This is a genomic window from Neobacillus sp. NPDC058068 (genome assembly GCF_042885335.1).
Lineage (GTDB): Bacteria > Bacillota > Bacilli > Bacillales > Cytobacillaceae > Neobacillus.
In genome coordinates, this window is the sequence record NZ_JBHVSI010000005.1 from 198,100 (window position 1) to 224,638 (window position 26,539).

24 protein-coding genes are annotated in these 26,539 nt (G+C 40.1%); 3 read left to right on the forward strand and 21 right to left on the reverse strand.

What is annotated here, in order from left to right; genetic code table 11:
- Positions 1–57 precede the first annotated feature (57 nt).
- From ACFVSW_RS08270 to ACFVSW_RS08280, 3 genes are read right to left on the reverse strand one after another with little or no spacing between them, the layout of a single operon-like run.
- Positions 58–1,086 (reverse strand): ABC transporter substrate-binding protein, encoded by a 1,029-nt coding sequence (locus tag ACFVSW_RS08270; RefSeq protein ID WP_387314503.1) that lies wholly within the window; start codon positions 1,084–1,086, stop codon positions 58–60.
- Positions 1,087–1,115: 29 nt separating this feature from the next.
- Positions 1,116–1,946 (reverse strand): ABC transporter permease, encoded by an 831-nt coding sequence (locus tag ACFVSW_RS08275; RefSeq protein WP_387314505.1) that lies wholly within the window; start codon positions 1,944–1,946, stop codon positions 1,116–1,118.
- The gene (locus ACFVSW_RS08280) at positions 1,943–2,722 is read right to left on the reverse strand and encodes an ABC transporter ATP-binding protein (RefSeq protein ID WP_387314508.1); all 780 of its coding nucleotides are present in this window, start codon (positions 2,720–2,722) and stop codon (positions 1,943–1,945) included. The genes ACFVSW_RS08275 and ACFVSW_RS08280 overlap by 4 nt, the downstream gene beginning before the upstream one ends.
- Before the next feature lie 230 nt (positions 2,723–2,952).
- Between ACFVSW_RS08280 and ACFVSW_RS08285 the strand changes: the two genes are divergently transcribed.
- Positions 2,953–4,155, forward strand: coding sequence for a 2-methylaconitate cis-trans isomerase PrpF family protein (locus ACFVSW_RS08285; RefSeq protein ID WP_387314511.1), 1,203 nt, complete (start codon positions 2,953–2,955; stop codon positions 4,153–4,155).
- 253 nt (positions 4,156–4,408) lie between these two features.
- On the opposite strand, the gene fosM is transcribed toward ACFVSW_RS08285, so the two are convergent.
- The 6 genes from fosM to aceB form a co-directional block, all read right to left on the reverse strand.
- Positions 4,409–4,828 (reverse strand): FosM family fosfomycin resistance protein, encoded by a 420-nt coding sequence (fosM, locus tag ACFVSW_RS08290; protein ID WP_387314514.1) that lies wholly within the window; start codon positions 4,826–4,828, stop codon positions 4,409–4,411.
- A gap of 22 nt (positions 4,829–4,850) precedes the next feature.
- Positions 4,851–5,204, reverse strand: a complete 354-nt coding sequence (locus tag ACFVSW_RS08295; RefSeq protein ID WP_387314516.1) for a hypothetical protein — start codon at positions 5,202–5,204, stop codon at positions 4,851–4,853.
- A gap of 29 nt (positions 5,205–5,233) precedes the next feature.
- A complete protein-coding gene (locus ACFVSW_RS08300) occupies positions 5,234–6,052 on the reverse strand; it encodes a VanW family protein (protein ID WP_387314519.1) in 819 nt (272 codons plus the stop codon).
- Between the two features lie 129 nt (positions 6,053–6,181).
- Positions 6,182–6,613, reverse strand: coding sequence for a YueI family protein (locus ACFVSW_RS08305; RefSeq protein WP_387314522.1), 432 nt, complete (start codon positions 6,611–6,613; stop codon positions 6,182–6,184).
- A 237-nt stretch (positions 6,614–6,850) separates the two neighbouring features.
- Entirely contained in the window at positions 6,851–8,140 is a 1,290-nt protein-coding gene (gene aceA, locus ACFVSW_RS08310) for an isocitrate lyase (RefSeq protein WP_387314525.1), read from the reverse strand.
- Between the two features lie 54 nt (positions 8,141–8,194).
- The gene (aceB, locus tag ACFVSW_RS08315; protein WP_387314528.1) at positions 8,195–9,787 is read right to left on the reverse strand and encodes a malate synthase A; all 1,593 of its coding nucleotides are present in this window, start codon (positions 9,785–9,787) and stop codon (positions 8,195–8,197) included.
- A 209-nt stretch (positions 9,788–9,996) separates the two neighbouring features.
- On the opposite strand from aceB, the gene ACFVSW_RS08320 reads away from it, so the two are divergent.
- On the forward strand, positions 9,997–10,470 hold the full coding sequence (locus ACFVSW_RS08320) for a GNAT family N-acetyltransferase (RefSeq protein ID WP_387314531.1): 474 nt from the start codon (positions 9,997–9,999) through the stop codon (positions 10,468–10,470).
- A gap of 99 nt (positions 10,471–10,569) precedes the next feature.
- Here ACFVSW_RS08320 and ACFVSW_RS08325 read toward each other — a convergent pair whose 3' ends face one another.
- From ACFVSW_RS08325 to ACFVSW_RS08355, 7 genes are all read right to left on the reverse strand, one after another.
- Complete coding sequence (locus tag ACFVSW_RS08325) at positions 10,570–11,190, reverse strand: NAD(P)-binding protein (protein ID WP_387314534.1); 621 nt, start codon at positions 11,188–11,190, stop codon at positions 10,570–10,572.
- Positions 11,156–11,881, reverse strand: a complete 726-nt coding sequence (locus ACFVSW_RS08330) for a sirohydrochlorin chelatase (RefSeq protein ID WP_387314537.1) — start codon at positions 11,879–11,881, stop codon at positions 11,156–11,158. Before ACFVSW_RS08330 ends, ACFVSW_RS08325 begins: the two co-directional genes overlap by 35 nt.
- A 5-nt stretch (positions 11,882–11,886) precedes the next feature.
- Positions 11,887–13,344 (reverse strand): uroporphyrinogen-III C-methyltransferase, encoded by a 1,458-nt coding sequence (gene cobA / locus ACFVSW_RS08335; protein WP_387314539.1) that lies wholly within the window; start codon positions 13,342–13,344, stop codon positions 11,887–11,889.
- 176 nt (positions 13,345–13,520) lie between these two features.
- A complete protein-coding gene (gene nirD / locus ACFVSW_RS08340) occupies positions 13,521–13,841 on the reverse strand; it encodes a nitrite reductase small subunit NirD (protein WP_387314542.1) in 321 nt (106 codons plus the stop codon).
- A 6-nt stretch (positions 13,842–13,847) separates the two neighbouring features.
- Positions 13,848–16,259: a nitrite reductase large subunit NirB gene (gene nirB, locus ACFVSW_RS08345; protein ID WP_387314544.1), complete on the reverse strand. Its 2,412-nt coding sequence runs from the start codon at positions 16,257–16,259 to the stop codon at positions 13,848–13,850.
- A gap of 189 nt (positions 16,260–16,448) precedes the next feature.
- On the reverse strand, positions 16,449–17,441 hold the full coding sequence (locus tag ACFVSW_RS08350) for a hypothetical protein (RefSeq protein ID WP_387314545.1): 993 nt from the start codon (positions 17,439–17,441) through the stop codon (positions 16,449–16,451).
- A 17-nt stretch (positions 17,442–17,458) separates the two neighbouring features.
- A complete protein-coding gene (locus ACFVSW_RS08355) occupies positions 17,459–17,686 on the reverse strand; it encodes a hypothetical protein (protein WP_387314548.1) in 228 nt (75 codons plus the stop codon).
- Between the two features lie 236 nt (positions 17,687–17,922).
- Here ACFVSW_RS08355 and ACFVSW_RS08360 point away from each other — a divergent pair, with 236 nt between their 5' ends.
- A complete protein-coding gene (locus tag ACFVSW_RS08360; RefSeq protein WP_387314550.1) occupies positions 17,923–18,738 on the forward strand; it encodes a hypothetical protein in 816 nt (271 codons plus the stop codon).
- Positions 18,739–18,893: 155 nt separating this feature from the next.
- On the opposite strand, the gene ACFVSW_RS08365 is transcribed toward ACFVSW_RS08360, so the two are convergent.
- The 5 genes from ACFVSW_RS08365 to ACFVSW_RS08385 form a co-directional block, all read right to left on the reverse strand.
- Positions 18,894–19,895, reverse strand: a complete 1,002-nt coding sequence (locus tag ACFVSW_RS08365; protein ID WP_387314553.1) for a glycoside hydrolase family 43 protein — start codon at positions 19,893–19,895, stop codon at positions 18,894–18,896.
- A 95-nt stretch (positions 19,896–19,990) separates the two neighbouring features.
- Positions 19,991–24,007, reverse strand: coding sequence for a carbohydrate-binding protein (locus ACFVSW_RS08370; protein WP_387314555.1), 4,017 nt, complete (start codon positions 24,005–24,007; stop codon positions 19,991–19,993).
- A gap of 286 nt (positions 24,008–24,293) precedes the next feature.
- Positions 24,294–24,713 (reverse strand): hypothetical protein, encoded by a 420-nt coding sequence (locus tag ACFVSW_RS08375; protein WP_387314557.1) that lies wholly within the window; start codon positions 24,711–24,713, stop codon positions 24,294–24,296.
- Between the two features lie 36 nt (positions 24,714–24,749).
- Positions 24,750–25,586: a carbohydrate ABC transporter permease gene (locus ACFVSW_RS08380; protein ID WP_387314559.1), complete on the reverse strand. Its 837-nt coding sequence runs from the start codon at positions 25,584–25,586 to the stop codon at positions 24,750–24,752.
- Between the two features lie 12 nt (positions 25,587–25,598).
- Positions 25,599–26,531, reverse strand: a complete 933-nt coding sequence (locus ACFVSW_RS08385) for a carbohydrate ABC transporter permease (protein ID WP_387314562.1) — start codon at positions 26,529–26,531, stop codon at positions 25,599–25,601.
- Positions 26,532–26,539: the final 8 nt, after the last annotated feature.

Here is a 26,539-nt window from a genome sequence, read left to right on the forward strand (position 1 = left end):
GTAGGATTAATTTTCTCCACAAGACTTTCTCTGACACATTGTATCTATCCTTCTTTATTATTGAATACTCTTATCGGCAAATTCGTTGTTTACAACTGCTTTAAAAGGAACATCAATACCTTCAAACTCAATATTCATGTCATAACCATTTTTTGTAATGACAGGTGTCCTTGCAAATGCATTAAAGTTATTTTCAAACGCAGCGTCAAATGTTGCTGTATCAAGCTTGTCAAATGATTTTCTTACTAATTCTTTTGCCTCTTCTTTATTCTCACCAATGAATTTTTCCGCTTTTGCAATGGCATTCGTCACTTTTTGGATCGTTTCAGGATTCTTTTTAATATAGTCTTTCTTTGTTAACAGTGTGCTATGGGCAAAACCATCCAATTCTTTAATTTCACCCTTCGATAGATTTATTAATAGCATACCATTATCACTAGCAATTGCTTGTTCAGATGTTGGAGAAGAGAATACAAATGCCTGAATTTGATTATTAGTAAACGCCGGGAGAACTGCTTCGGCTTTCCCTAGAGGTACGATGGTTGCATCCTTATCCGGATTTATATTTTGACTTTTGAGTAAATAGCGTACTAATCTATCACTGCCGCCTCCAGGCTGTGTAACTCCGATATTTAATCCTTTTAAAGCTTTAATTTTCTCTTCAATTGACGATTCTTCGGTAACACCAAGCTTCTTAGCTATATCCTTCTTAATAACCACATTTGACGCATACTGATTAATTAAAGATGCAAATGCTTGGACGTCTTGACCTTTATGATTCATTTCCATTACCACAGACAAACCTGTTGCACCAATCTCTGCTCCTCCACCTACTACTGCCGAAAGAACATTGGTAGATCCTCCTGCGAGTGTTACTTCAATGTCTAAACCTTCTTCTTCAAAAAAGCCTTTCTCCTGCGCAACATAGATCGGTGTAAATAATAAGCTGGCTGTGGATTGGGCTATTGTTATTTTTTCTCTTTTTCCCTTTTTTTCAACTTCGTTTGAAGATTTATCTGCACTACAGGCAGATAAAATTAATAAACTTGAGAGCAAGCCCGCTGCAAATGTCTTTATCTTTCTCATTTAGTCTCCCCTTTTCTTTTATCCTATTTTTAGTTTTCAGTCTTCCAACGCATAAAGCGCTTTTCGATGACTGTTGTAATGATATAATTTAATGCTACTGAAAATACCATAAGCACAATCAAGGCTGCAAAGGTGCCACCTGTATCATATTGTCCAGCCGAATACTGGATCAAGTAACCTACCCCCCGGTTAGAGGCAGTAATTTCACCAACAACTGCTCCAATTAAAGCATATGGAACAGAAGTCCTAAGTCCAACCATAATCCAAGTCAATGCAGAAGGGAAAACGACTTTGAATGTAATTTGACTTTCAGATGCTCCCATAATCCGAATGTTCTCCAGCATCTCTTTATCAACGTTTCTAACACCGGCATAAGTATTTATAAATACTAAGAAAAACACGGTAACTGCAGCCAAGATTATTTTCATATCAATTCCAATCCCAAACCAAAGGATAAATAACGGAGCTAACGCAATCTTAGGCAAGCTGTATAAAGACATAATAAAAGGTTCGAAAATTTTCGCGCCATAGGTCCACCGTCCAAGCAAAAACCCTACAAACCCTCCGGCTAATGCACCGAAAACAAACCCGAGTATCGTTTCTTGCATTGTGATGCTAAGATGGAAAAATAATTCTCCACTAATCGTCCATTTGTACATAGCTTGCATCACATCAGTTGGAGAGCTAATCCAAAACTTATCTATTAATCTTCCAGATGCGAATTGCCATATAGATAATGTGACAATTAATATGAATATTCGAATGGCCGTAAGCTTAAGAAGTTCCTTACGTTTCCTTAATTTTCTTTTTGAAATGGCCCTTTTCTTGGACTGTTCGAGTACTACAGCTTCTGAACTCATCTGCTAACCTCCAATTCAAATTCATCTTTTAATGCACTCCAAAGTGTAGTATGCGCTTTTAAAAATTCCTGTGAAAGACGGATGTTATATATATCTCTTGGTCTTGGAATATCTATTTCCTCTATCATTTTAATTGTGCCAGGACGCTTACTAAATACTGCTACTCTATCACCCAAAGAAACGGCTTCGTCAAGATCATGTGTAACAAAGATAATCGTTTTCTTTGTTTCCTTCCATATTTCTAACAACTTATCTTGCATGATTAGCCGTAATTGCGCATCTAACGCTCCAAATGGCTCATCAAGCAATAATGTTTCTGGGTTGTATGCTAATAATTGTGCCAAGCTTACCCGTTTCCGCATACCACCTGAAAGTTCTTGAGGATAATGTTTCTCAAATCCTTCTAATCCCACCATTTCAATGTAGCGCTTACATATTTTCTCACGCTCACTTCGGCTTACACCTTGTACTTCTAGGCCGATTTCTACATTCTTCCTTACTGTTCTCCATGGCAGCAAGTTATCTTTTTGGGTCATATAGCCAACCTTTGTATTAACCTTATTTACCTGTTTACCATCGTACATAATTGTTCCTTCATCTGGCCCCATAATTCCAGCACACATATTTAACACCGTTGACTTCCCGCAACCACTAGGACCAATAACGGTTAGAAACTCCCCTCTTTTAATTTCTAAGTTAATATTACGTGTTGCCCAAAACGTTTCATCATTGCGTTCAAATTGTTTAGATACACCGGAAAATTGTATAAATGCCATTTATCTCATTTCCCCTTTCGTTATAGTAATAAGTTAACATACTAACTTAAGATTATGAAATTCAAAAAATTTATAATAGTCTATAAAAATAATCTATTTAAAAATTTAATACCATTTATATACTATTAATAAATTTTCTTTATAAGGAATCATAAAAAACCTGTATTTTCCTTAGCCTTTAAACCCCGTTAAGCTTAACTTAAAATTTAATTACAAGGTCGGTGAGCAGGATGAGCAGCTATATTCAGAATTACAGGATTCCTACTACGATAATGAGAGGCGGAACAAGCAAAGGTTTAATATTAAGATCCGTTGACCTCCCAAATAATAAGTTTCTTCGAGATCAATTAATTTTGCGGATTTTTGGAAGTCCCGATTCAAGCCAAATTGATGGATTAGGAGGAGGCTCTTCTTTAACAAGCAAATTGGCCATCATTGGTCCTCCCTCACATCAGGATGCACATATTGATTACACATTCGGTCAAGTCAGTCTCCATCAGAATACAATTGATTATCAGGTTACATGTGGGAATATAGCCACGGCAGTTGGGCTTTATGGTTTAGAGGAAGGATATGTAAGCCTGACTGAACCACTTACATGCATTCGGGTATATAACACAAATACAAAAAAAATAATTGCCATTGAAATACCTGTTGCAAATGGCCAAATTATTTATGATGGTAATTTTATGATTGACGGTGTTCCTGGTCACTCATCAAAAATCATGTTAAACTTTTTAGATACTGGTGGTACACATACGGGAAAAACATTGCCAACCTCTAATCCAACGGACATCATTCAGATACCGGATGGAAGAAAATTTGAAGTTTCGATTATTGACTCGATCAATGCTCTTGTCTTTGTACGAGCAAAAGACGTTGGTGTTCAAGGTACCGAATTACCAAATGAGATTAATAGTAATATTGAATTATTAAATACCCTTGAGAGCATTCGTGTAGAGGCAGGTATACTTGCTGAATTCATAGAAAAAAGAGAAGGTATTACACCTTTCACCCATGCCTTGCCAAAAATTGCAATCGTAGCACCGCCGCAAGAATATGTAAATTTGAATAATAAAGTTGTTCGGAAAGAAGATATTGACATTACATCACGGTATATTTCAATGGGAACCTTACACAGAGCTTTTGCGGTAAGTGGCTCAATCGCATTAAGCACCGCAGCTCAAATTAATGGAACAATTCCAAATCAACAAGTGACAGTACCAGGAAGAGGAATCAGAATCGGACACCCTTCAGGTGTGGTTTATACAGAATCTACTGTCCTAAATTCAGGTTCCAACTGGAATGTCCCTCGAGCAGCGATTGGTAGAACAGCAAGAAGAATTATGGATGGATATGCCTATGTTCCTTTTTCAATGTTTCATTCCAGGAATGAAACAGAAAAAGAAACTAATGCAGTGGAAATGCATTAGTAACCGATAATATGCGGTAAATTATTCCTTTAAACAGGAGGACATTGAAAAGTCCAATTAAGCAGAAAAGGTAGATCCCCCCAAAAAAGCTTGAGGGATTCTACCTTTTTTCACAAATTGAATATTCTTCATTGTCTCTCCAAAAAAACTTCTCGCGGCTCCTGGCACCGCCATTGATCACAACCCATTTCCAGGCCAGTTCAAATGCTCGCCACATAACTGTAACGGGATAAAGGACGGCGTAGTTAATTCCCTAAAGCTGAAAATCCATATGGCTTTTTTCCTGCATATAATAATCCAATCTATCCTTTAATGTACCTGTATGAAACTCAAATTTATGACCATCCGGGTCGGTGAAATAAATCGACCTTTTATCCCGTTCATCCCTGGACCGGCCAGGCAAAATAGTGACGTTCAAAAGCTTAAGTTTCTCATATATTTTTAAAAAATCTGCTTCTTCGATTGTAAAAGCGATATGGGTATAGGACTGGTTTATTTCATTACGGGGGATGTCTTTTTCCAAATTAAGTGCAAGCCACAGTCCATTTAAATCAAAATAAGCCGTACTCTTTCCTTTCACCAACAGTTTCGCCTCAAAAACTTCTTGATAAAATTCTATCGATTGTTCCAAATTGGAAACCGAAAATAACAAATGGTTTATTCCGTTTATCAACATACGATCACCTTCCCCTTCATCACTTACTGTATTCCTTATGCTGCTCGGCACTCTGTTGAGCCCAAAGCAACAGCTGTGTTTTTTCAAAATATACCGTTCTATCCACTGTAATATATGGCAGCATCATGCCCTCGTAAACACCAGAAGTTCTCAAAGCGTTTTTTTCATTAGAAATAATCATTTTGATTTCTTCTGCGGGTAACCCTAGGAATTTTGAAGCACCGTCTAAATCTACCATGACACTGCTCTCCTCTGTGTTTTTACTTTTTGGCTCGGTTGAAGAAGCTGAAAGAGGCTTTGATGCGATAAGATAACAGCCGATAATAATTCCTAAAGAGATAATTAAAGATGGGACCCATAGTTTATGATTCAACAATTTCATCCTCCATTTGAATATATTTTTCAAGAATTTCCGTCAGGTAAAAACGGCTCGTACATCATAATTGCATTGTTTTCAGTAATATATTCATCATCTATCAATTCCTGATTTAAGTTATATACCTTCCTATGAATCTTGTTATATCTAGCATAACCGCCCCAATACTCCTGTGTCATCCAGTGATCTTTTTCATAAACCTCATACTTTCTTGTCGGTGGCACTTCGGCACGCCATTCCCCGACGAGATCGGTGTCGGTTAAATAGATAACTAGTTGATAGGTGGCATTTGTGGCATTTTTAATTTGCAAATCAAGGTAATTGTAGGCACAGGTTGCCCCGCTTCCGAACGGCTGGCTCCGTTTTGAATCCGGGAAAACATCGTAGCTATGACGATACCGTTCCGTTACCGACAGCGGTGTATGGAGGGTCATCCAATATATCAGATTCGAAAGTTGGCATAGTCCCCCGCCAGTTCCCGTGGTTACCTTTCCATAGTGGAGGATCATCCCGTCCAGATAACCTTTGCTTTTACTCGTATTGCCAAGTAGTTTCCAATAGGAAAAAGTCTCCCCGGGATTGAGGATGATCCCATTTAACGATTTAACAGCAATCGTTAAGTTCTTGACTTTATTATGCTGCAGCCACATATCGACGTCCTTCAATTGTCGCAGTAAAGGAGTTTTATGGGTAAAAATGACGTGTTTTAATTTTGCAGTTTCTTTTTGTTTTGCATACCTTTTTCCGTCCGTGTACCACTCCCAATATCGTTTCAGGCGATAATATTTTGTTCCCAAATAAATCCTCAGCTGATTCCGTTTGATTGGCTGCTTGATTGGCATCATGTCAATACCCGCTCCCTTTTCTACAACTCTCTTAATTTTATGATAAATCAAACAACTTTTGTATTTAATTTTTCTTGAAAAAGTAAAAAGGGTATAATTCTAAATGAATTACACCCTTTTTTCTAAGTTTTACCGTTTGAAAATTTTCGAAAAAAAGCCTTTTTTGTTTTGAGATTTTTCAGGGAGTGGTTGGGTTTTTGAGATAAAGATATCTTCTTTATCAATCGCATGACTCATTGCTAAAACTAACCCAATTTCCGTGTCGTGCTCTTTGTTTGTGACAATCTTATGCACAACCTTATTTTTAGTAGCCAATTTAACATATTTTGATAACGCTTCATAGTTCATATTTCCATTGAGAAGCAGTTGTGCCCCAGGGTACTTCTTCATTGACTGCTTAATTTGCGGATAAACTTCGGTCTCTGCCACCTGTCTTTTGTAGAGGGCAACAATGATCCGTTCTCTTATCGTTCCTAAGTATTTTCGCCGCTCATCCGGTTTTGTTTCCAAAGGGCCATAAATCCCTTGCTGCAAGACCTCGTCAACGGTTGGCTTTTTCAAACAAATCAACTCCATATAAAGGCTATTATTATGTATGATAATACCTCAAAATGTGTTCCTTTCCAAAGTTAAGCTATTAAGGCAGCATTTTGGCACGAGAAAATGCTCGATCGAGAGTAATTCTGGCTTATCCGAGAGTAATGTCAACCCATCCGAGAGTAAACCATCATGCCCCCCTATAACATCACCCAAAACAAAAAAATCCTCCCCTCCAAACAGGAGAGAAGGACCCCGGTATTATTTTTGATTAGAACCGGTGAATTGTGCCTCTTCAGTTGACCCCTTTAACGCTGTTGTTGATGAGGTTCCACCGGTAATTACCATTGATACTTGGTCAAAGTAACCTGTTCCAACCTCGCGCTGGTGGCGTGTGGCGGTGTAGCCGTATTGCTCGCTGTCGAATTCCGCTTGCTGCAATTCGGAATAGGCTGCCATGCCGCGTTCCTTGTAGCCGCGGGCAAGCTCGAACATGCCGTGGTTTAATGCATGGAAGCCGGCAAGGGTCACGAATTGGAACTTGTAACCCATTTTTCCAAGTTCCTCTTGGAATTTCGCAATTGTTTCTTCGTCGAGTTTCTTTTTCCAGTTAAATGATGGCGAACAGTTGTAAGCTAACAATTTGCCAGGGAACTGCTCATGAATGGCTTCGGCAAATTGTCTTGCTTCGTGAATATTCGGCTCGGAGGTTTCACACCAAATTAAATCGGCATATGGTGCGTAGGCCAAACCGCGGGCAATCGCCTGTTCAATCCCTGCCTTTACCCGGAAGAATCCCTCGCCAGTCCGCTCGCCGGTAATGAACGGAGCATCATTCAAATCGATATCACTTGTAATTAAATCAGCAGCGTTGGCGTCGGTACGAGCAACTAATACGGTTGGAACCCCCATTACATCAGCTGATAACCGTGCCGCAATCAAGTTGCGAACCGCCGTTTGTGTTGGCAGCAATACTTTACCGCCTAAGTGGCCGCACTTTTTCTCGGAAGAAAGCTGGTCTTCAAAGTGGACGCCTGACGCACCTGCTTCGATCATGCCCTTCATCAATTCGAAACAGTTTAATTGTCCGCCAAAGCCTGCCTCGGCATCGGCGACAATCGGAGCGAACCAATCAATTGAATCGTCACCTTCGGAATGGGTGATTTGGTCTGCACGCTGAAGTGCCTGGTTAATTCGTTTAACCACGCTTGGCACGCTGTTTGCCGGGTACAAGCTTTGGTCTGGATACATATGTCCGGAAAGGTTGGCATCGGCTGCTACCTGCCAGCCGCTTAAGTATATGGCTTTTAGCCCAGCTTTTACCTGCTGCACCGCCTGATTTCCTGTTAAGGCACCAAGGGCATTAATATAGTCTTCTTCATTTAACAGCTTCCAAAGTTTTTCAGCCCCTTTGCAAGCCAAAGTATGTTCGATATCAATTGAACCGCGCAGCTTTATAACATCCTCGGCCGTATATGGTCTTGTAATCCCTTGCCAACGCTTATCTAACTCCCAGCTTTCCTGCAACCCAGCCACTCTTGAATCTGTCATTTAAAAATTCCTCCTATCAATCTATTAGAATATTTTTTAAAAAAATAACGCATTTTATAACTGCTCATATCCCGGCAATGTTAAAAAATCAACAAACTCATTATTTAAAATTAAGCGGTCAAATAGGCGAATTGCCTCATCAAACCGGCTTTCCTCAAAGCTTTGGGTCCCGATTTCATGCTTAATTCTTTCTAATTCCTCGCCTTTTAATTGCTCATACATTTCGATTGTTACTTTCCTGCCGTCATCTAGAACCCCTTTTGGATGGCGGATCCACTGCCAAAGCTGCGCCCGAGAAATTTCAGCCGTTGCCGCATCCTCCATTAAGTTATAGATTGGCGCTGCTCCTCTGCCGGAAAGCCAGGATGCGACATATTGAATGCCGACATTGATATTCGTGCGGACACCTGCTTCTGTTATCGTTCCGCCAGGCACCTCAAGTAAGTCTTGCGCTGTAATTGTTATTTTTTGCTGTTTCGCTGTATGGATTTGGTTTGGCGTCGGCATTTCGCCGTCGAATGCTTCCATTGCAACCGGGACAAGTCCTGGGTGCGCTACCCATGTACCGTCGTGTCCGTCGCGTGCTTCCCGCTCTTTATCAGCCCGAACTTTTGCAAAGGCTTCTTCGTTTGCCTGCTGGTTATTTTTCACCGGAATTTGAGCCGCCATTCCGCCCATTGCCGGTGCCTTGCGGCGGTGGCATGTTTGAATCGTTAGCAGCGAATAAGAGCGCATAAACGGCGAAGTCATCGTGACTTGAGCGCGATCTGGCAAAATGACATCCTTTTGGCTACGCAGTTTTTTTATAAAGCTGAAAATGTAATCCCATCTGCCGCAGTTCAAGCCGGCTGAATGCTCCTTTAACTCATAAAGAATTTCATCCATTTCGAACGCCGCCATAATTGTTTCGATTAATACCGTTGCCTTGATGGTTCCTTGAGCAACCCCAAGCTTTTCCTGGGCAAAAACAAATACATCATTCCAAAGTCGCGCTTCTAAATGGCTTTCTAGTTTTGGAAGATAGAAATAAGGGCCAGAACCTTTTGCAAGCAGTGCCTTTACATTGTGAAAAAAATACATGCCAAAGTCGAAAAAGCTTCCGGAGATAGGCTTGCCATCTAAAAGCACATGTTTTTCTTCAAGATGTAACCCGCGTGGTCTTGGAATCAGCAGCGCTGTTTGTTCCTTTAACACATATTTCTTACCATTCGAGTTTTCAAAACTAATCGTCCGTTTCACTGCATCCCGTAAGTTGATTTGTCCTTCGATAGCATTTTCCCATGTTGGTGAAGTGGCATCCTCAAAATCAGCCATAAACAATTTCGCCCCGGAATTCAAGGCATTAATGACCATTTTACGGTCTGTCGGTCCGGTAATTTCTACGCGGCGGTCTTGAAGGTCTTTTGGCAGCGGTGCAATTGTCCACTCCCCATTGCGAATGTGTTTTGTTTCAAGAAGGAAATCCGGCAGTTTGCCGTTATCAATTTCCTGTTGGCGTTTTTGTCTGTACTGTAACAGTTCCACTCTTCTTGCACCGAACCTTTGCTCTAACTCCTCAATAAAACTCAAAGCCTCCGGAGTTAAAATCTCATCATACTGGGCTTTTATCGCCCCAACCACTTCAATACCAGTCGTTTGCGTTGACATGAACTTATTCACCTCTTTGTTATAATACAGTGACTATCTACGTTTTGTATTATATAACACGATATTTAAAAATGGAACTATTTTTCTGAAAATTTTAAATAAATAGGCAAAAATGCCCTGTTTCTTTTTTATTAAACCAATAAAATACTTGATATATCTGGTTTTTTTGAATGAGTATTATTACCTATTTATTGTCTGGAGGGACTTGAATGCTGCTTTATCTGAAGGAAATGGATGAAATTTATGCAGAGAAGATATTACGTTGGAAATACGAGGCACCTTATGATTTTTATAATAATGAGTATAGTGTGGAAGATGTGCAGGAATTGTTGAATTCCTCCTATTCAGCAATCTTGGATGATCAAGATGAGGTATTTGGATTCTTCTGCATTGGTGAATCGGCTCAGGTACCGATTGACGCCGATTTTGGGGCCTATCCTCAAGGTTACATTGATGTTGGCATTGGAATGAACCCAGAGTTTACTGGTCGGGGAAAGGGGCTTTCATTTTTAACATTTATTCTTCAGCAAATTAACGAGGAGCACGGTGCTCTGCCAGTACGACTTACCGTGGCAGCGTTTAATACCCGGGCTATCCATCTTTATGAAAAACTTGGGTTTGTGAAGGAAAAGGAGTTCTATCGCGGGGATGTTGTATTTATAACGATGGTTAAAGGAGCTTAGTTCCTTTAACCAATTGACTAAAACCACTAAATTTTCTTTGGTAAACATTCTTAATGACAATATTCATTAGCTAATCACTGAAAATGTCTTTAAACTAATTCAAAATGTTCTTTCTTGATATAACCGCCGAAAGTCTCCCTCACGGTCGTCGCTGTTTAAAAACTCATCGCTAGCAATTGCTGTTAACAGTTTGCTTTTTAAAGCGGTATCTGCCACTTCCTTAATAATCCACTTTCGCTTCTCAAAAAGAAAATCGAGGTATTCTTCGTACCTTTCATCAAACCCCTGCTCCAGCTGCTCACGAATCTTCCTGGCAAGCGTTGGACTCGCACCGCCGGTTGAAACGGCGATTGACAAACGACCGCGCTGAAAAATAGCAGGTAGGTGAAAATCCGATTCCTCTGGATCATCGACCATCATAACGAGCTGGCAGGCATCCGATGAATCTTTTACCAGTTGGTTCAAAGCCTTATCGTTTGTTGCAGCAAAGACCATAAACGCGCCCTGCAAATCCCCTTTAGAAAACTGCCGCTGCACCCATTCAATTTTTCCAGCATGAAAGAGCCCTTGTAATTCTTCCGTCGTTTCCGGGCTGACCATCACAACACGAGCCCCAGTACAAAGTAACCCGCTTATTTTTCGCTCGGCCACCTTACCTCCGCCAACGAACACAACTTTTTTCCCTTCAAGCCGTAACATAATCGGATAATTTGAACTCATTCGACACCTCCGCAACCCGTTTTTCAATTAGCGGAATTAACTTGTCAGCAAAACCAACCGGCTCACAAAAAATAATATCTCCGCCCGCCTTATCCAGTTCTCTCTTCATTTTGACGGTATAGCCTCCGGAAAACAAGAAGTGAGGAAGAATATAAATCTTTTGACTTGCTAGTTTTGCCGCCACATCCTGATAGAAAATGGGCGTTGTGACGAAGGCCGTGTGAACCTTACTACCAATTTTCTCAGCCAAACCTATTGCTAGTTTTTCAAATTCAACTGCAGCTTTAGGGACCCGGCTCCCGTGGCCCACCATCAGCACCGTTTCGTCCCCCTGCCCGCTAAAACCAGCAGCAGCCAGTCTGTCTGCTAGAATTTCCACCATACTGTCATCAACACCTAGTGGCCTTCCATAGTGGAAAACAACGTCCGGATAGCGGTCCAGTTCTGCTGGAATATCAACCGCCGCATGAACCCCAGGCAATAGGAAAACAGGGACAACCGTGATTTTGCTTGCCCCTTGTTCGATGCAGGTGTCAATCGCTTGAGTAATCGATGGTTCCTTATTTTCAAGAAATCCATAGGACTGAATGGCTACCGCAGACTGGTGCATCACTTTTTTAATAAAAGCAATAAACTTCTCGTTTGCCGCTGCCCGCCTGCTTCCATGCGCAAGATAAATGACAGCCTCCATGACTCCTACACCACCCTATGCGGTTGTCCTGCCAAGTATTCAACCAAGGCTTCTTTTGTTGCTCTTCTTGGCATCCCATGTGATCGAAGTCCAGCCATTTCCACAGCGCCCATCGTTTGTTTGCCCATACTGACAACCTGCAAATCCTTCATAAACTCCAGGACATCTATTCCACATTCCTTTAACCCTTCAATAAAAGGCTCCACTGATGCCCGGCAAGGGAAAACCATTGTGTTCACATCTGCTTCCTCTAGCATTCTTTTAAAAATAGGCAGGAATTGGAGATCGAGCTCTTTCCTACTTGTTATCCAGCTGTCGGCATTAGGGTGATTATGTTTTAAAATGCTATTATCACCGACAATAAGTAGTTTACCTGCCACTGACATCTCATCGATTAAATGGGGAGTCAAGCCGCGTTCCTGTAGGGCATTTATTGTTTTAATAGAAACACCAAATACATCCGCCGTTACTTTTCTAATATCCACTCGATTTTCCATCAATGTTTTGAAAAAGTCGCCGACACTTTCAGGAGATGTGAACAAAATTCCTTTATAGCTCGAAATGTTTGCTAGAATATCTGAATGAATTGGTAACGATATCCTTTTCCATTTTGGGAATTCAATCACATCAGCGCCGGACTCCATCAATTCCTTTGCCAACCCACTTACACCCTCACAGGTCCGCGCAAGCAGGATTTGCCGGCCATACAACGGCTTTTTCTCAAACCAGCTGATTTTTTCCCGAAGCGAGATGACTTCACCGACAAGAATGATGGCAGGATTGGTGAACTTTGCTTCTAGGACCTTCGCTGAAATATCGGCAAGCGTCCCTTGCAATGTTTTCTGGCGGCCAAATGTACCCCATTGGATCAAAATAACCGGTGTGGAATCGGGCTTTCCGTGTGTTACAAGATTATCACAGATAAACGGTAAATTCCCCACTCCCATGTAAAAAGCAATTGTGTCGACACCGCGGGCAAGGCCTTCCCAATCAAGGAGCGGTTTGCCGTCCTTAGATTTATCATGAGCGGTGACGACGGCAAAGGATTCGGCATGCTCACGATGGGTGACAGGAATTCCGGCATATAGGGGGGCTGCAATCCCCGATGAAATGCCAGGCACGATTTCAAAAGGAATTTCGTATTGGGCAAGGGCGGCTGCTTCTTCGCCGACTCTGCCAAAAACGCCGGGGTCGCCGCCTTTTAAACGGACAACTCTTTTGCCTGCTAATGCCTTTTCCACCAAAAGATCATTAATGTTTTCCTGGCGCAAAATATGGCGGTCAGGCAATTTACCACAGTAAATTAGCTCACAATCGCTCGTGGCAAATTCTAATAGTTTTGGATTGGCAAGCCGGTCATATAAAATGACTTCGGCCTGCTTGATCGCTTCCAACCCTTTAACGGTGATAAGTCCTACGTCCCCTGGCCCTGCGCCTACTAAAAATACTTTTCCTGTTTTCATCCTGCAGCCTTCCTTCCTTATTGCCGTGCTAATTTGCTTTTTGAGATTCGCTAATAAGCATGCTAGATTCGCTGATAAAACAAAATATTCGCTGATAAATCTTTCAAATTCGCTGATAAAACCACTAAAACCGCTGATAAAAATTTTTCAAGGAGATTTTTTTCGAAAAACAGCCCCTATAATACGATAAAAATGATATCTTCTTCTCTTTCTACCTTAAATGTCCTTACTTGGCCCTCGTCCGGTGCCTGGACCTTGCCATCTACTAATGAAATCTTCCAATCATAGACGGGGCAGTAAACATATTCACCGCTGACAAGCCCTTCCGAAAGGACACCGCCCTTCGGATGGGGACTGAGATTTTCTAGCGCAAAAACTTTGCCGTTTGTGACTTTAAATAGTGCAATTTCTGTGTTATCAATTTTAAGAGAATAACCTGCCCTAGCTTTTAGATTAGAATAGTTTGCCACCGGAATTCGTGTTAATGTTGTAATCATTTGGACTCACTCCCCACCCTTGATAGTATGCTGAGCATAATATTTATCTTGTATTTCTTCATTTTGAATTGCTTCGTTCCAAGGCTCGATGTACTTTTTCAATGTTTGATCCATCCGCTCGTTTAACGCTTTACGTGTTTCCTCATCTGCCAAGACTTCCTTCACATGGTCCAAGCCTACGCGTTCTACCCACTTTGAAGTACGCTCTAAATAATTCGCTGTTTCCCGGTAGTATTGGAGGTAGGCGCCAGTCATTTCCATAACCTCTTCTTGCGTTTTCACTTTGCATAGCAAGTCGCCAGGGCGAAGGTCAACACCGCCGTTACCTGCGACGTAAATCTCCCAGCCTCCATCAATACCAACGAAGCCGATGTCTTTAATTCCAGCTTCAGAACAGTTCCTCGGGCACGCTGATACGCCCATTTTTACTTTATGCGGTGTATCCAGACGTTCAAACTTTTTCTCAAGTTCAATTCCCAGTGCCATTGAATCCTGGGTACCGTAGCGGCAGAATTGTGCACCGACACAGGTTTTTACTGTGCGTAGTGTTTTTCCGTAAGCATAGCCGGATGGCATATCAAGCTCTTCCCACATCGCTGGCAGGTCTTCTTTTTTCACACCGAACAAGCCAATCCGCTGCCCGCCGGTTAATTTTACTAGTGGTACGTTGTACTTTTCTGCGACCTCAGCGATTTTTTTCAAATCAGCTGCTGTTGTGACCCCGCCGTACATCCTTGGGACAACGGAGTAGGTTCCATCCTTCTGAATGTTGGCGTGCATTTTTTCATTGACGAGGCGGGAATCACGGTCATCCTTGTATTCATCCATGTGAATCATGCCAAGGTAATAGTTGATAGCAGGTCGGCATTTCGTACAGCCTTCCTCATTGTTCCACTGCAGTACGTTCATGACTTCCTTCACACCTGTTAGGCCCTTCGCCTTGATTTCCTCCACCAACTCCTCACGGCTAATTGTTGTACAGCCGCAAATGCTTGTTTTCTGTGCCGCAGCAGAATCGAATTGATCACCAAGTGTATGGGCAAGAATACTGCTGACCATTGGCTTGCAGCGTCCGCAAGACCGCCCAGCGTTTGTGCAATAGCTGACCTGGTCAAGCGTCGTGAGACCCTGTGTTTGAATCGCTTCAACAATTGCCCCTTTTGTCACCCCATTACAGCCGCAAACGAGTTCATCATTTGGCATGGAAGCAATATCATCACTAGCCCTTCCCGAACATTCTGTTTGAAAAATGGAAACCCCGCTAATATCTTCTTTTTTCGTCAGCATCCGGAACAACTTTGTACTATCCTTTGTATCGCCATAAAGGACAATCCCGACAATCAAGTTATTTCTCGTTAATACCCGTTTATAAATACCGTCATATTCGTTGTAAACCATGATTGATTTCGTTGATCCATCTTCAAAAATTTCTCCTGCAGAGAAAAGGTCAACACCTGCCACCTTTAATTGCGTCCCGGTAACAGATCCTGCATACGGCTTCGCTTCACCCCCGCAAATACGTTCTGCCAGTACTTTTCCTTGTTCATATAATGGCGCCACCAAGCCATAAACAATTTCGCGATGCTCCGCGCACTCACCGACTGCGTAAACATTCGGTATGCTGGTTTCCATGAAGTCATTGACCACAATGCCGCGATTGACGTAGATGCCGCTGCTTTTTACGACTGCTGTATTGGATTTAATCCCAATCGCCATCACGACAAGATCCGCTTCTACTTCGGAGCCGTCTTTAAAACGCAGGCCTGTGACGCGTTCGTCTCCAAGGATTTCGACAGTTTCTTTTTCCATTAAAAAGTTCATGCCTTGAGCTTCAAGTTCTGCTCTAAGTAGTGACGAGGCAATCGGATCGAGCTGCCGTTCCATTAGATGCGGCATTAAATGGACCACGTCGACTTTCATCCCTAGATTTAGCAATCCTCTGGCCGCCTCAAGACCGAGCAGCCCGCCGCCGATGACTACAGCCTTTTTATACCGCTCCGCCGACTTGATCATCATTTCACAATCTTGGATATCACGAAATCCAGTCACGCCGATTTTATCTGCACCTGGAATCGGCAGGATGAATGAATTGGATCCAGTCGCAATAATCAATTCATCATACTCGACTTCTCGTCCCTGATCGCTGATGACACGCTTTGCCTCTACATCAATGTTTACGACTGTTTCTCCTGTAAATAATTGAATATTATTTTCCTTATACCAATCTAGTGGATTGATAATGATTTCATCAAAATTTGTATCACCCTGAAGAATATTCGATAACTTAATACGATTATAGTTTGGGTATGGCTCTTGTCCAAAAATAGTTATGTCAAATTGTTCTGGCGACAGTTTTAGGATTTCTTCAATCGTTCTAACACCAGCCATTCCGTTTCCGATCATCACTAATTTTTTCATTTTGGATCGCTCCCTATATATTTAAGTTAATTAATGTTTTCTTTATAGTTAAATTGTAAACCCTGCAGCTTTAAATAATTGTGAGGTACGTCACATTCAACCACAGTATGTGAATGGTTTCACAATTTTGTCATAAAGGCTTTACGATAAGAAAAAGAAGGTGCCTCCATTGGAGACACCTTCTTGTTATTATGCCGGCTGCCTATTCTTTTTCACCAGCGGAATCGGTTTGACAAGCTTACTTATTACCGGAATTAGGACACCCACTAGCACAACCGGAACAAGCTCCCACAATACGAGCGGCGGTGTAATCAGCCAGCCTGATTGATGGATGCCATACAGAATAAGGAAATAACCTAAACTGCCTGCCAGCCCGGCCAGCCAGTTCATTTTTCTAAACAATAAATAGCACAGTGGAATCAGTATTAGTGTAATTGGTACATAAGATGTTGGATAACCAACTGCCGCAAAAATACCTTTACCGACAAATCTTAATAAAATATATAACGCCGCGGCCATGACAGGTATAGTAAAGTCTCGAAAAATTCGAATGATAAAGACTGTCAGCAGTGCAACCATTAGCACTGAATAAATCGGGTAAACCCACTCCGGAATCCCGCCAAAAATTTGTGACGCCGGGTCAGAGATGAGTTCGAGAATTTCAGGTGAGGCAATCGATTTTCCCTGCATGTATTGGTCATAGGAAATCGCCCCATTTTCCTGCTGCATATTTGGGAACATCAAACATTCAAGTAAAAACATCGCGAACCAAGTATGCATCGACTTCCAGGTCGGCTTTACATCTCTAGTGAACATGTAGTAACCGCGCCAAACTCCAAATATCATAATACCCGTTGCAATGTAATAAATAAAATGGGTCGGGCTCCACGTTGTTAAATCAATTCCATAGGCAATATGATAGGTAAAATCTAAGGGGATTCCAATTAAAAATAAAACATAGCCAATCGTAATTAGATTTCTTGAAAATGCGTCCATGTAAGTAGAGCGCCGCCACTCTTTAAATAACAAATATCCCCCCAGTACAAATCCAAGTGTATTAACAATATGGGGAATGGAATATTCCTCAAACAAATATTTAAAGTGATACGATGCATCCCAGGCAGAACCAATAAATTTTAATAAAAAGGCGATTACCCATAATCGATAATATTTCAAGTTCATCATCCCCTCTCCTGACCTTATCCTAATAAGTCAAATGGATCCCCCAAAATGGCGATTAGGATATAATTAATCGCTATGGCGATACCGAACACGATTCCGGCATTTCGGACTTTTTTTTGGGTGAATAATTTATACATAAATACAATTCCTGCTGTGACGACAAAGACGTTACAGGTCAAAAATGTCCAAAGCATACTCTCACTATGCTGGACCGCTGTAACATGCAATAAATATAACGGTATCAAAATGCCTTCCTCCAAAAACTGCATGATATTAAGATAGTAACAGAATTCGCTTGCTGCCAACTTTCATTTTAGAAGACGAATTTCCTAGTTAAAATGTTTCATTTTTCTAACTTCAATCCTTATTCTAACATTAATTTTAGAAAAATTGGCTATTAATTTACAGTAAATTCTTGCACTGGCTGAATCCGGTAATGTACATTAGAGTAATGGACGATGATTGGAGAGGAGAATGTTCCATGAAGCAAATTGTTATTAGCATTTTACTATTATCAGTTGTATTTCTAACTGCCTGCAATTCAATAAAAGTCCCTAAGTCGACAATGGATCATAAAATGAGTGCCACCCCTACCGATGTGGTTCCAACTAAATCCGAATGGACATTAACAGACCAACCGCAAGCTAACGTGAAAATTCCGATTTCCATTTTAATAATGGATAAGGCAGGTAAACCGATTAAAACATTTGAAACGGTTCACGAGAAAAAAATGCATTTATTTATCGTTAGTAAAGATTTAGCTTATTTTTCCCACATCCACCCTAAGTATGAAGGGAATGGAAAATTTAATATTACGACCAGCTTCCCTGCTGGAGGAGACTATAAGATTATTGCTGAGTCAACCCCAAAAGGAGGCGGCGATAGCAGCGTGGAAACTCACTGGGTTCATATTGAAGGAGAGCCTGCGAAGGAAGAACCGCTAACTCCGGATAAGACGTTTACCAAAGTGGTTGATGGCAAAAAAGTGACACTCACATTTAGCCAACTTGCTGCCGGAAAGACGCTACATATGACGTTTACCATCACGGATGCAAAAACAAACAAACCGATAAAAAATCTGCAGCCCTATTTAGGGGCGATGGGTCATACGGTTGCCATCAGTGCGGATGCCGAAAAATACTTGCACATTCATCCAATGACCACTTCAGGAAATGGACCGAGTGTTATCTTTATGACGATTTTCCCGGAAGCTGGCGTTTATAAAGTTTGGGGACAATTTAAACACAATGGTAAAGTCTTCACAGTACCATTTGTTATAAATGTGCCAAAAAAATAAACCAAAAAAACCCCTAATAAAGTCGAATAGGGGTTTTTGAACGCATAAACCAATACATTTTTTTGGAAGTTGGTGCCTGACACCCCTCGCGGACATTTGTCCGTGTGGGGTAGACAGTTAGGAGGAGAACTCCCTCCTGCTTTTAAACATAAAGTCTACACTTCTCCAGAAGGTTTGACCATCGGGGTATAGGCTGGTAGTGGAGTACCAAAATTAGGGGTACCATCTGGTTTCCAATTGATTTTTTGAACCCTTGGATTCCGAAGCCTTCCCAGACCATGGTCTCCTTCATCCTCCGAAAACGAAAATGCGTGGTAGACGATCCAGTCCTCAGTTCCGTCTGGGGATTGAGTAAAGCTATTATGCCCAGGGGAAAATACTCGGTTTTTTACACTTTTCGAGAAAACGGGTCCCGGATGTTTTACCCAAGAATCAGGATCAAGAAGGTTCGCCGTTTCACTTGCTGTAAGCATCCCTAAGCAATAGTCATCAGACCATGTTGCACTTGCAGAAAAAACGAGAAAAATTTTACCGTTCCGTTTTAGAATTATTGGACCTTCATTTATTGCCATTCCACCTTGTTTCTCCCATTCATCCGCCGGAGCCGATAGTAATATGTTTTCACCTATTAGTGTCCACGGGTTTTCCATTTTTGCCATGTAAAGTGCTGAACCATAATCAGGAAAATATCCATATCCTGAGTATAGAAAATATAACTCATCCTTATGCTGAAGAACGGTTCCATCTAAACCAGGATGATCGGTATTCACTGCACCCCTGAAATGCCACTTGCCCAGCAATGGATTTTGCGAAGAATTTTCAAGTACATAGATTTGCCGAGTATCATCACCACCACCATCATTGGCAGTAAAATAAATGAACCATTTCCCGTTAATAAAGTGTATTTCAGGTGCCCAAATATTGTGGCTATATGGACCTTCTGCTGGAGGTGACCATATTATTTTTTTCTCTGTTGTCGAAATTCCTGTGATGGTCGGACACTTCCAAATGGCTATATGATCAGATAAAGTAATGGTTAAATAATAGTACCCGTCTGTATGTTTATAAATATAAGGATCCGGGCCACTTTCAAGCAGGGGATTCATAAACATTTCACTTTTTTGACTCGTAATGATATGGTGGGTTTGCGTTTCCATAATTAGCACCTCCATATTGGCTTATAATGACTATCTTTGAATTGATTTTATCGTTAAGTACAAAACGCTACTCATTTTATAAAAATGGCAGACATCTAAGATTTACCTTTTTGTTTTAATTCTCTTATTAATCTATCTACATCTGACAATAATTCTTCCTTTGCACGTTTAGATACATAATCTCCTTTTGCTTTATCAAGCAATTCTTGAAAATCATTTAAATGTTTTAAGGACTGTTCAATATGGCCATTTTCCATATGATGATTTGACTGTTCTAGTTTATTGCTTAATTGTTTATATAAACTGTGATTTATTTCTCCAGAAGCATTGTATTTATCAAGCAATTTCAAAATTGTTTTGTGACTCGTTTCTATTGGTTTCACATGAAAATTATCAAATCTCGTAAAATTATAGTTTGATCTAAGTCCTACTTTTCCTTGTGTAAATGCTGTGCTGCTATTATCGGTATAATCTATTTTAGGATTATCCATATCACCAACAAATATCTTAATATTGGTTCCTTTTGCAACAACTTTTATATGCTGCCATGTATTTAGAGGAGCACTGATTTTTGCACCTTTTAGGTACGACCAATAAAAATTAAATTTTCCTAAATGAACACCATCTTTATTGATATACGCAAGATATCCTTGCATAAAATTAGGATTATTTTGACCAAGTTCAATCCCATTGGCTGGATTATTTACTCTAAAAATTAAGCCGCCGTCACCTGTCCCGGCTCCAATATTAATATCTGCTTCAACCGTATAATCCTTCCACTTATTATCTCCGATTACAGATTTCGCAAAGGTACCTGGTGCTGCACTATATTCCCCTTCAGTTGCCGGTGGTTTTTCTCCTTTATCTAAAGTAAAATCAATACTTCTAAAGTCAAATTCACCCTTTACCATTTCCGCCTTAATCGTATGTTTGCCAGCGGGTAAAAAGATATTTTCTTTAATGACATTTTCCCAGTTATCCCAGCCGCCTGTTTTTGGCACATCTATGATACCTGTTAAATCAACAGTATCATCAAGCCAAAGCCTAATTTGATTTCCCTCTAAATCAGTTGCAATTCTGATGGCTACTTGATATTTGTCCTCTTTTTCAATATCGACGTTATATTTTAACCATTCTCCCGCTTGATTCCAGCCAACATTATAACCACCTTCAGGATTAACGCGAATATCTACTGAATCTCTTCTATATTTACCACCGATATTTACAGGAGAATTATCGTGATAACCAATACCTTCTCCACCTGTAATATAATCAGCCGCCATGATTTTTCCTGGAAGCTTCTTATGATTGTCAAACCTGTGAAGTGTTAATCTAGAAACATCAAATTCTCCTTGAAGAGTTACTAGCTTTAAATTGTGTTTTCCAGCTGGTAATGAAACGTCTCCCGATGGAACGCTTTTCCAATTATTCCAATCACCTGTATTTGGTATGGTCATTTCTCCTGTTACATCAATTGTATCATCTAAAAGGAGCTTTGCTTTTCCTCCATCTTTGATTGCTGATGTAAGTAAATCTAAACCATATGTTCCTTCTTCTTCAATGTTTATGTCATATGCCAGCCATTCACCTGTTTGATTGGAGGTAACTGCGAAACCACCTTCCGGATTCACTCGGATATCGACAGAATCGGCTCGATATTTTCCTCCACTATTCCCCACAGTGTTATCATGGTAGCCTACACCTTCACCACCTAGATTGTATTCAGCAGCTTCAATGATACCTGGCACTGGTTTATGAATATCAAACGATGTAAAATCAAGACTAGTAAAATCAAATTCTCCTTCTACGATCTCAACCTTAATCGTATGCTCACCCTCCGGCAATGTAATCCCTTCTTTAATAACAGGCTGCCAATTATTCCAATCACCTGTGTTGGGGACATCTAACACACCGGTTAAATCTGTTTTATCATCTAACCATAAACGAACCTTTGCCGAATGAAATGTTGTTGCTGTATTTAATTGAACATTATAGAGACCTGTTTCTTTTATTGCGACATTGTATTTAAACCATTCTCCTGTTTGATTCCATCCAACAGCAGTACCGCCTTTTGGATTGTTACGGATATCGACAGCATCTCCTCTTAATACTCCACCAATATTTTCAGCTGTTGTTTCATGATAGGCTATCCCTTCACCGCCAGTTATATAGTATGCGGCACTAATTGAACCTGGTATAGGTTTGTATGCATCAAAAGCGCTGGGTTTATTTGTTTTAACCGTCCAATATCCTTCTATTTCCTCCCAGCCATCACTATTTCCATCATTAAAATCTGAAATCACTTGTTTTACTTCTTTATATTTTTGAAAATTCATATTGGCTAAATCAAACGTTCCATCGTTAACGACTATTTTTATCGAATGCTTGCCTTTTGGTAAATCAATGCCCTCAATCGAGAATGTTTTCCACTCATCTGTTTTTGGAATATTTAATGCACCTGTCAAATCAATCGAGTCATCTAACACTAATTTTACTTGGGCATCATCGCTCGAGGCTGAAACTCTTAGGTCTACATTGTAAGTAGCGTCTTCAGCAACATTGGCATTGTAGTTGAACCATTCACCAGGTTTATTCAAGCTTACGTTATATCCACCTTCAGAATTCACTTTAATATCAACAGAATCTCTTCTATAAAGATTGCTAGTATTCTTTGCAGTTGAATCATGAAAGCCTACTCCTTCACCGCCTGTATTATAGTGAACAGCTTCGATCTTTCCCGGTAAAGGTTTATATGCATTAAATACATTACTTCCGTTCACTTTATTACTGAATGCAGTATAGCCAAATGCCGCATGAAGATTAGAAGTAATATATCCAATTTTTCCTCCGTTTAGCCCAGCTATTTTGCGTGTTTGCTTCTGCATTCCATCTACGAAAATCTTATAAGTGGTAGAAGACTTCTCTACTCGTAATTGATGGAGCTTTGAATAATCATAGCCCTTAGGCAGGTCCGTCGCTTCACTGCTTTGTTTGACCCCGTTTACGATAAAGGAAGATTCTAATTGATTTTTCTTAGGATTTAACACCGCTAAGCCGTAGTTGTTTTCATCCTTATAAGAGAAAACTGCTCCTAATTGTGGATCACCTTTCGCTCCTTGTTCAATCGCTTTCATATTGAATTCTGCAGTGTAGTCTGATAAAGTAGAAGCCTTCGTCAATTGTTTAAATGAATGGGTATTTTCTATTGTCGTTTGTTGGAGCCAACCAGGCATATCTGAAGCAACACCCCAGCTTCCTCTGTTTTTATTTTCCCAATTTTCAGTAAATGATGATTGTGTGAAACGTTCACTAAAATCGGGTAAGTCCGGGTTTGGCTGTTCTGAAGTCGTAGGACCAAGAACAAGCATCTTTTCGCCATTCCAAGCGATTCGATCTAGATTCATATATCGTCCTGGATTCGCATGACTATGATACACCATATACTCAGAGTCAAGATCTGGACCTCTAACGACAGAATTGTGCCCAAGTCCTACATTCGATCCTTCCGAATTTATCAAAATCGGATTTTGGTCAAGGTTATGAGAAAAACCAGTAATCGGACTATCACTGCTTGAATAATCAACCCGATATGCTTTATTCCATACGTGATTGCCTGTATAGGTCATATAATATTTACTATTTCTTTTTAAAACGGTTGGTCCTTCTGTCCAGCCATTCATTTCTGCCCCTGTGTTTGATACTTGACCAAAGGTATAGGGATCTGTCATTGGACGTGCATCAATTCTTCGATCGCCCGTACTGTAGAAATACCATTTTCCATCATCATCAATAAACACATGTCCATCAATTCCCATGCCCAGGTTTTCGGTTTGCTTCACAAAGGGACCTAATGGATTGGAGCTTTTGTACACATAATGCCCATGTCCCCCAGGTGATGTGTACATATAAAAATCACCATTCCAATAAACAACCTCAGGGGCATAGGCAGCCTTTGTTGTAGGCTCCTCCGTCACCAATCCACCGTACTCCCAATTAACCAAATCTTCAGACTTCCAAGCTTTTACTCCACTCTTATCATCCACCGTACTGACATAAAGATAATAAATACCGTTGTGTTTTAAAATATAGGGATCTCCTTCTCCATAAAACACGCCTGTATCCCAATTCCAAGAATTTGATAATCTAAGGGGGTTACTGTAGGCAAAGGCCGATAAGGGGATGGAAAATAGAAAGCCAGCCAAAACGATCGTCGTTACAAACTTTTTCAGAAAAATCTCCTCCTTTATATTCTCTTAGCAACCAATCAACGTTAAAAACAGGCAAAAAAAAATCACCCTATAACCAAAAGAAAGGATAGAAGGTAAACTTTCCTTTGGTTATATACTATTGATTTTCTATAAGTCCATAGTGACTGAATTAGCAGGACTACTATTTATATTATTGCTTTTGAAATTGATAGTTTACCATCTTTGAGATTGATTTATTTTTAGCTAACGCTAAAATTCCTGCCGATAGAAACAGCAAACATCCTAAAAGGTCCATCACCAAATAGGAAGCAAACCCTAATAGAATAAACCAGATAGGTTTCTTTACTTCCGCTTTATCGTCCTTCAATGTTTTCGCTAAAACAAAGTTTAAAATTCCCAGAATAACAAATAGCATCCCAAAGGTAACCGAAAACATATACAAACTGCCAAAAATGGATTGTGCAGCCTCAAGTTTTGCTAGAGTGTTATATGAGGAGTTCAATCCTTCATTTTTTATATATGATGCATAAACAAAAATGGTAAGGAGACCTGAGACTATTTGCCATGTAGAACCGACCATAAGTAATCTTCTCTCGAGCTTTCTATTCACCATTAAGCCTCCTTAACAGGCAGAATTTGTTTTTAATTATCCTTTAACACCGGATGACAAGGAGAGTGATTCCATAAAATATTTTTGAGTGAACAAATATAGAATAAATGTTGGAACAATTGCTACCAGTGCTCCAGTTAAAGCATGAGCTACATCTAGTGCATACATCCCCTGGAGTAATTGTAATCCTGGTGTAATTGGCATTTTTTCAACATCATTAAACACAATAGATGGCCATAAGAAGTCATTCCAGGAGGCTGTAAATGTAAACAATGCTACAACAGTCAATACAGGTCTTATCAATGGCAAGATCAACTTAAAGAATATTTGGAAATCAGAGGCACCATCCACTCTCGCAGATTCATCAAATTCCTTAGGAATCCCCTGCATAAACTGTCTTATGAGAAAAATATTAAATACTCCAGCTGCCCCTGGAACAATCGCCGCTAAATAATTATTTACCCAACCCAATGTATCAATAATTTTATAGAGTGGAATAAGATTTACGACTGCTGGGAACATCATCGTTGCCATTAAAAAGACAAAGATAGCATCTCTTCCCTTAAATTTCATTCTTGAATATCCATAACCAGCTAATGAAACGATTACTAATACTAATACTGTTTGTGATACCGATATAATAAGCGAGTTCAAAAACCATTTGGCAACTGGAGCACTTGTGTTACCAAAGAGGACATCCTGGTAATTACCAATAACCCAATTAATAGGTAAAATCGTAAAAGCATTTGTTTGAATATCTGCCTCACTTTTGAAGGAAGTGATCATTGTATACAGGACAGGGACAATCCAAATAAACACCATTAAAAGTAAAAAGATTACAGCAACAATTTTTGAAATTCTTTTTTTCTCCAAGGTAAGCACCTCCTAATCACGTTGTCTTAAAAAGAAGAATTGGATGGCAGAAACAGCCATAATACATAAACCTAGGATTACAGCCAGTGCTGCCCCAATACCAGCAATGGAAATTCCAGAACCAAATGCGTTCTCTTGAATGTACATTAACAAAACTGTAGTTGAGCTTGTTGGTCCTCCTTTTGTTAACATAAGGGGTTGTCCATATACATTAAATTGTGCGATTGTTGTAATGACAACAGTATATAATATTTGAGCTCTTATGCTAGGTAAAGTGATTCTAAAGAATCTTTGTATACTATTTGCCCCATCCATAGAGGCAGCCTCATATAAATCTTTTGAAATACCGTTAAGAGCGGCCTGATAAATAATCATATTCGCACCGATTGTCCACCAAACAGTAACAGTCACTAATGTAATCCAAGCATATGGCTGGGTAGCGAGCCAGTTCGTTTCTACATTAAGATAATGATTAAGTGGTCCAAAAGAAACACTATAAAGCATGGAAAAAATAATCATTACGGCAGAAACGGAGAACAAAGTGGGCATGTAGAATAATGCTTGAAAAAACTTCATCCCCTTCGGTTTAGTGTTAAGGCCTGCAGCTAAAAGCAAAGGAACAATAATGCAAGCTGGAACTGTAAAAAGCACAAACTTGAAAGTATTTCCCAATCCGATACGTAGTTGATCATAAAATGTAGATTCTTGATTAAACAATATTTCTTTATAATTAGCAAACCCTACAAATTCGGGATCTCCTATTAGATCCCAGTTGGTAAATGAAATATAAATACCATATACAGTGGGGAAAAGAAAAAAAATTGCAAATAATATTAGATGTGGTCCGATGTAAAGATATGGAGAAAGATTAATACGGTTTTTACCCGAATGTTTTTCTATACCTGCAGACATACTTAATTCCTTGTTCACTCCAGTATTTATCATAAATTTTT

Excerpts from the sequence above, each read along its gene's own strand:
- ACFVSW_RS08270 (WP_387314503.1), bottom strand. The coding sequence starts at position 1,086 with ATGAGAAAGATAAAGACATTTGCAGCGGGCTTGCTCTCAAGTTTATTA.
- aceA (WP_387314525.1), bottom strand. The coding sequence starts at position 8,140 with ATGACAGATTCAAGAGTGGCTGGGTTGCAGGAAAGCTGGGAGTTAGAT.
- ACFVSW_RS08285 (WP_387314511.1), top strand. The coding sequence starts at position 2,953 with ATGAGCAGCTATATTCAGAATTACAGGATTCCTACTACGATAATGAGA.
- ACFVSW_RS08275 (WP_387314505.1), bottom strand. The coding sequence starts at position 1,946 with ATGAGTTCAGAAGCTGTAGTACTCGAACAGTCCAAGAAAAGGGCCATT.
- ACFVSW_RS08300 (WP_387314519.1), bottom strand. The coding sequence starts at position 6,052 with ATGATGCCAATCAAGCAGCCAATCAAACGGAATCAGCTGAGGATTTAT.
- ACFVSW_RS08280 (WP_387314508.1), bottom strand. The coding sequence starts at position 2,722 with ATGGCATTTATACAATTTTCCGGTGTATCTAAACAATTTGAACGCAAT.
- ACFVSW_RS08385 (WP_387314562.1), bottom strand. The coding sequence starts at position 26,531 with ATGATAAATACTGGAGTGAACAAGGAATTAAGTATGTCTGCAGGTATA.
- nirD (WP_387314542.1), bottom strand. The coding sequence starts at position 13,841 with ATGATTACAACATTAACACGAATTCCGGTGGCAAACTATTCTAATCTA.
- ACFVSW_RS08320 (WP_387314531.1), top strand. The coding sequence starts at position 9,997 with ATGCTGCTTTATCTGAAGGAAATGGATGAAATTTATGCAGAGAAGATA.
- ACFVSW_RS08325 (WP_387314534.1), bottom strand. The coding sequence starts at position 11,190 with ATGAGTTCAAATTATCCGATTATGTTACGGCTTGAAGGGAAAAAAGTT.
- cobA (WP_387314539.1), bottom strand. The coding sequence starts at position 13,344 with ATGAAAACAGGAAAAGTATTTTTAGTAGGCGCAGGGCCAGGGGACGTA.
- aceB (WP_387314528.1), bottom strand. The coding sequence starts at position 9,787 with ATGTCAACGCAAACGACTGGTATTGAAGTGGTTGGGGCGATAAAAGCC.
- ACFVSW_RS08350 (WP_387314545.1), bottom strand. The coding sequence starts at position 17,441 with ATGAACTTGAAATATTATCGATTATGGGTAATCGCCTTTTTATTAAAA.
- nirB (WP_387314544.1), bottom strand. The coding sequence starts at position 16,259 with ATGAAAAAATTAGTGATGATCGGAAACGGAATGGCTGGTGTTAGAACG.
- ACFVSW_RS08330 (WP_387314537.1), bottom strand. The coding sequence starts at position 11,881 with ATGGAGGCTGTCATTTATCTTGCGCATGGAAGCAGGCGGGCAGCGGCA.
- ACFVSW_RS08365 (WP_387314553.1), bottom strand. The coding sequence starts at position 19,895 with ATGGAAACGCAAACCCACCATATCATTACGAGTCAAAAAAGTGAAATG.
- ACFVSW_RS08360 (WP_387314550.1), top strand. The coding sequence starts at position 17,923 with ATGAAGCAAATTGTTATTAGCATTTTACTATTATCAGTTGTATTTCTA.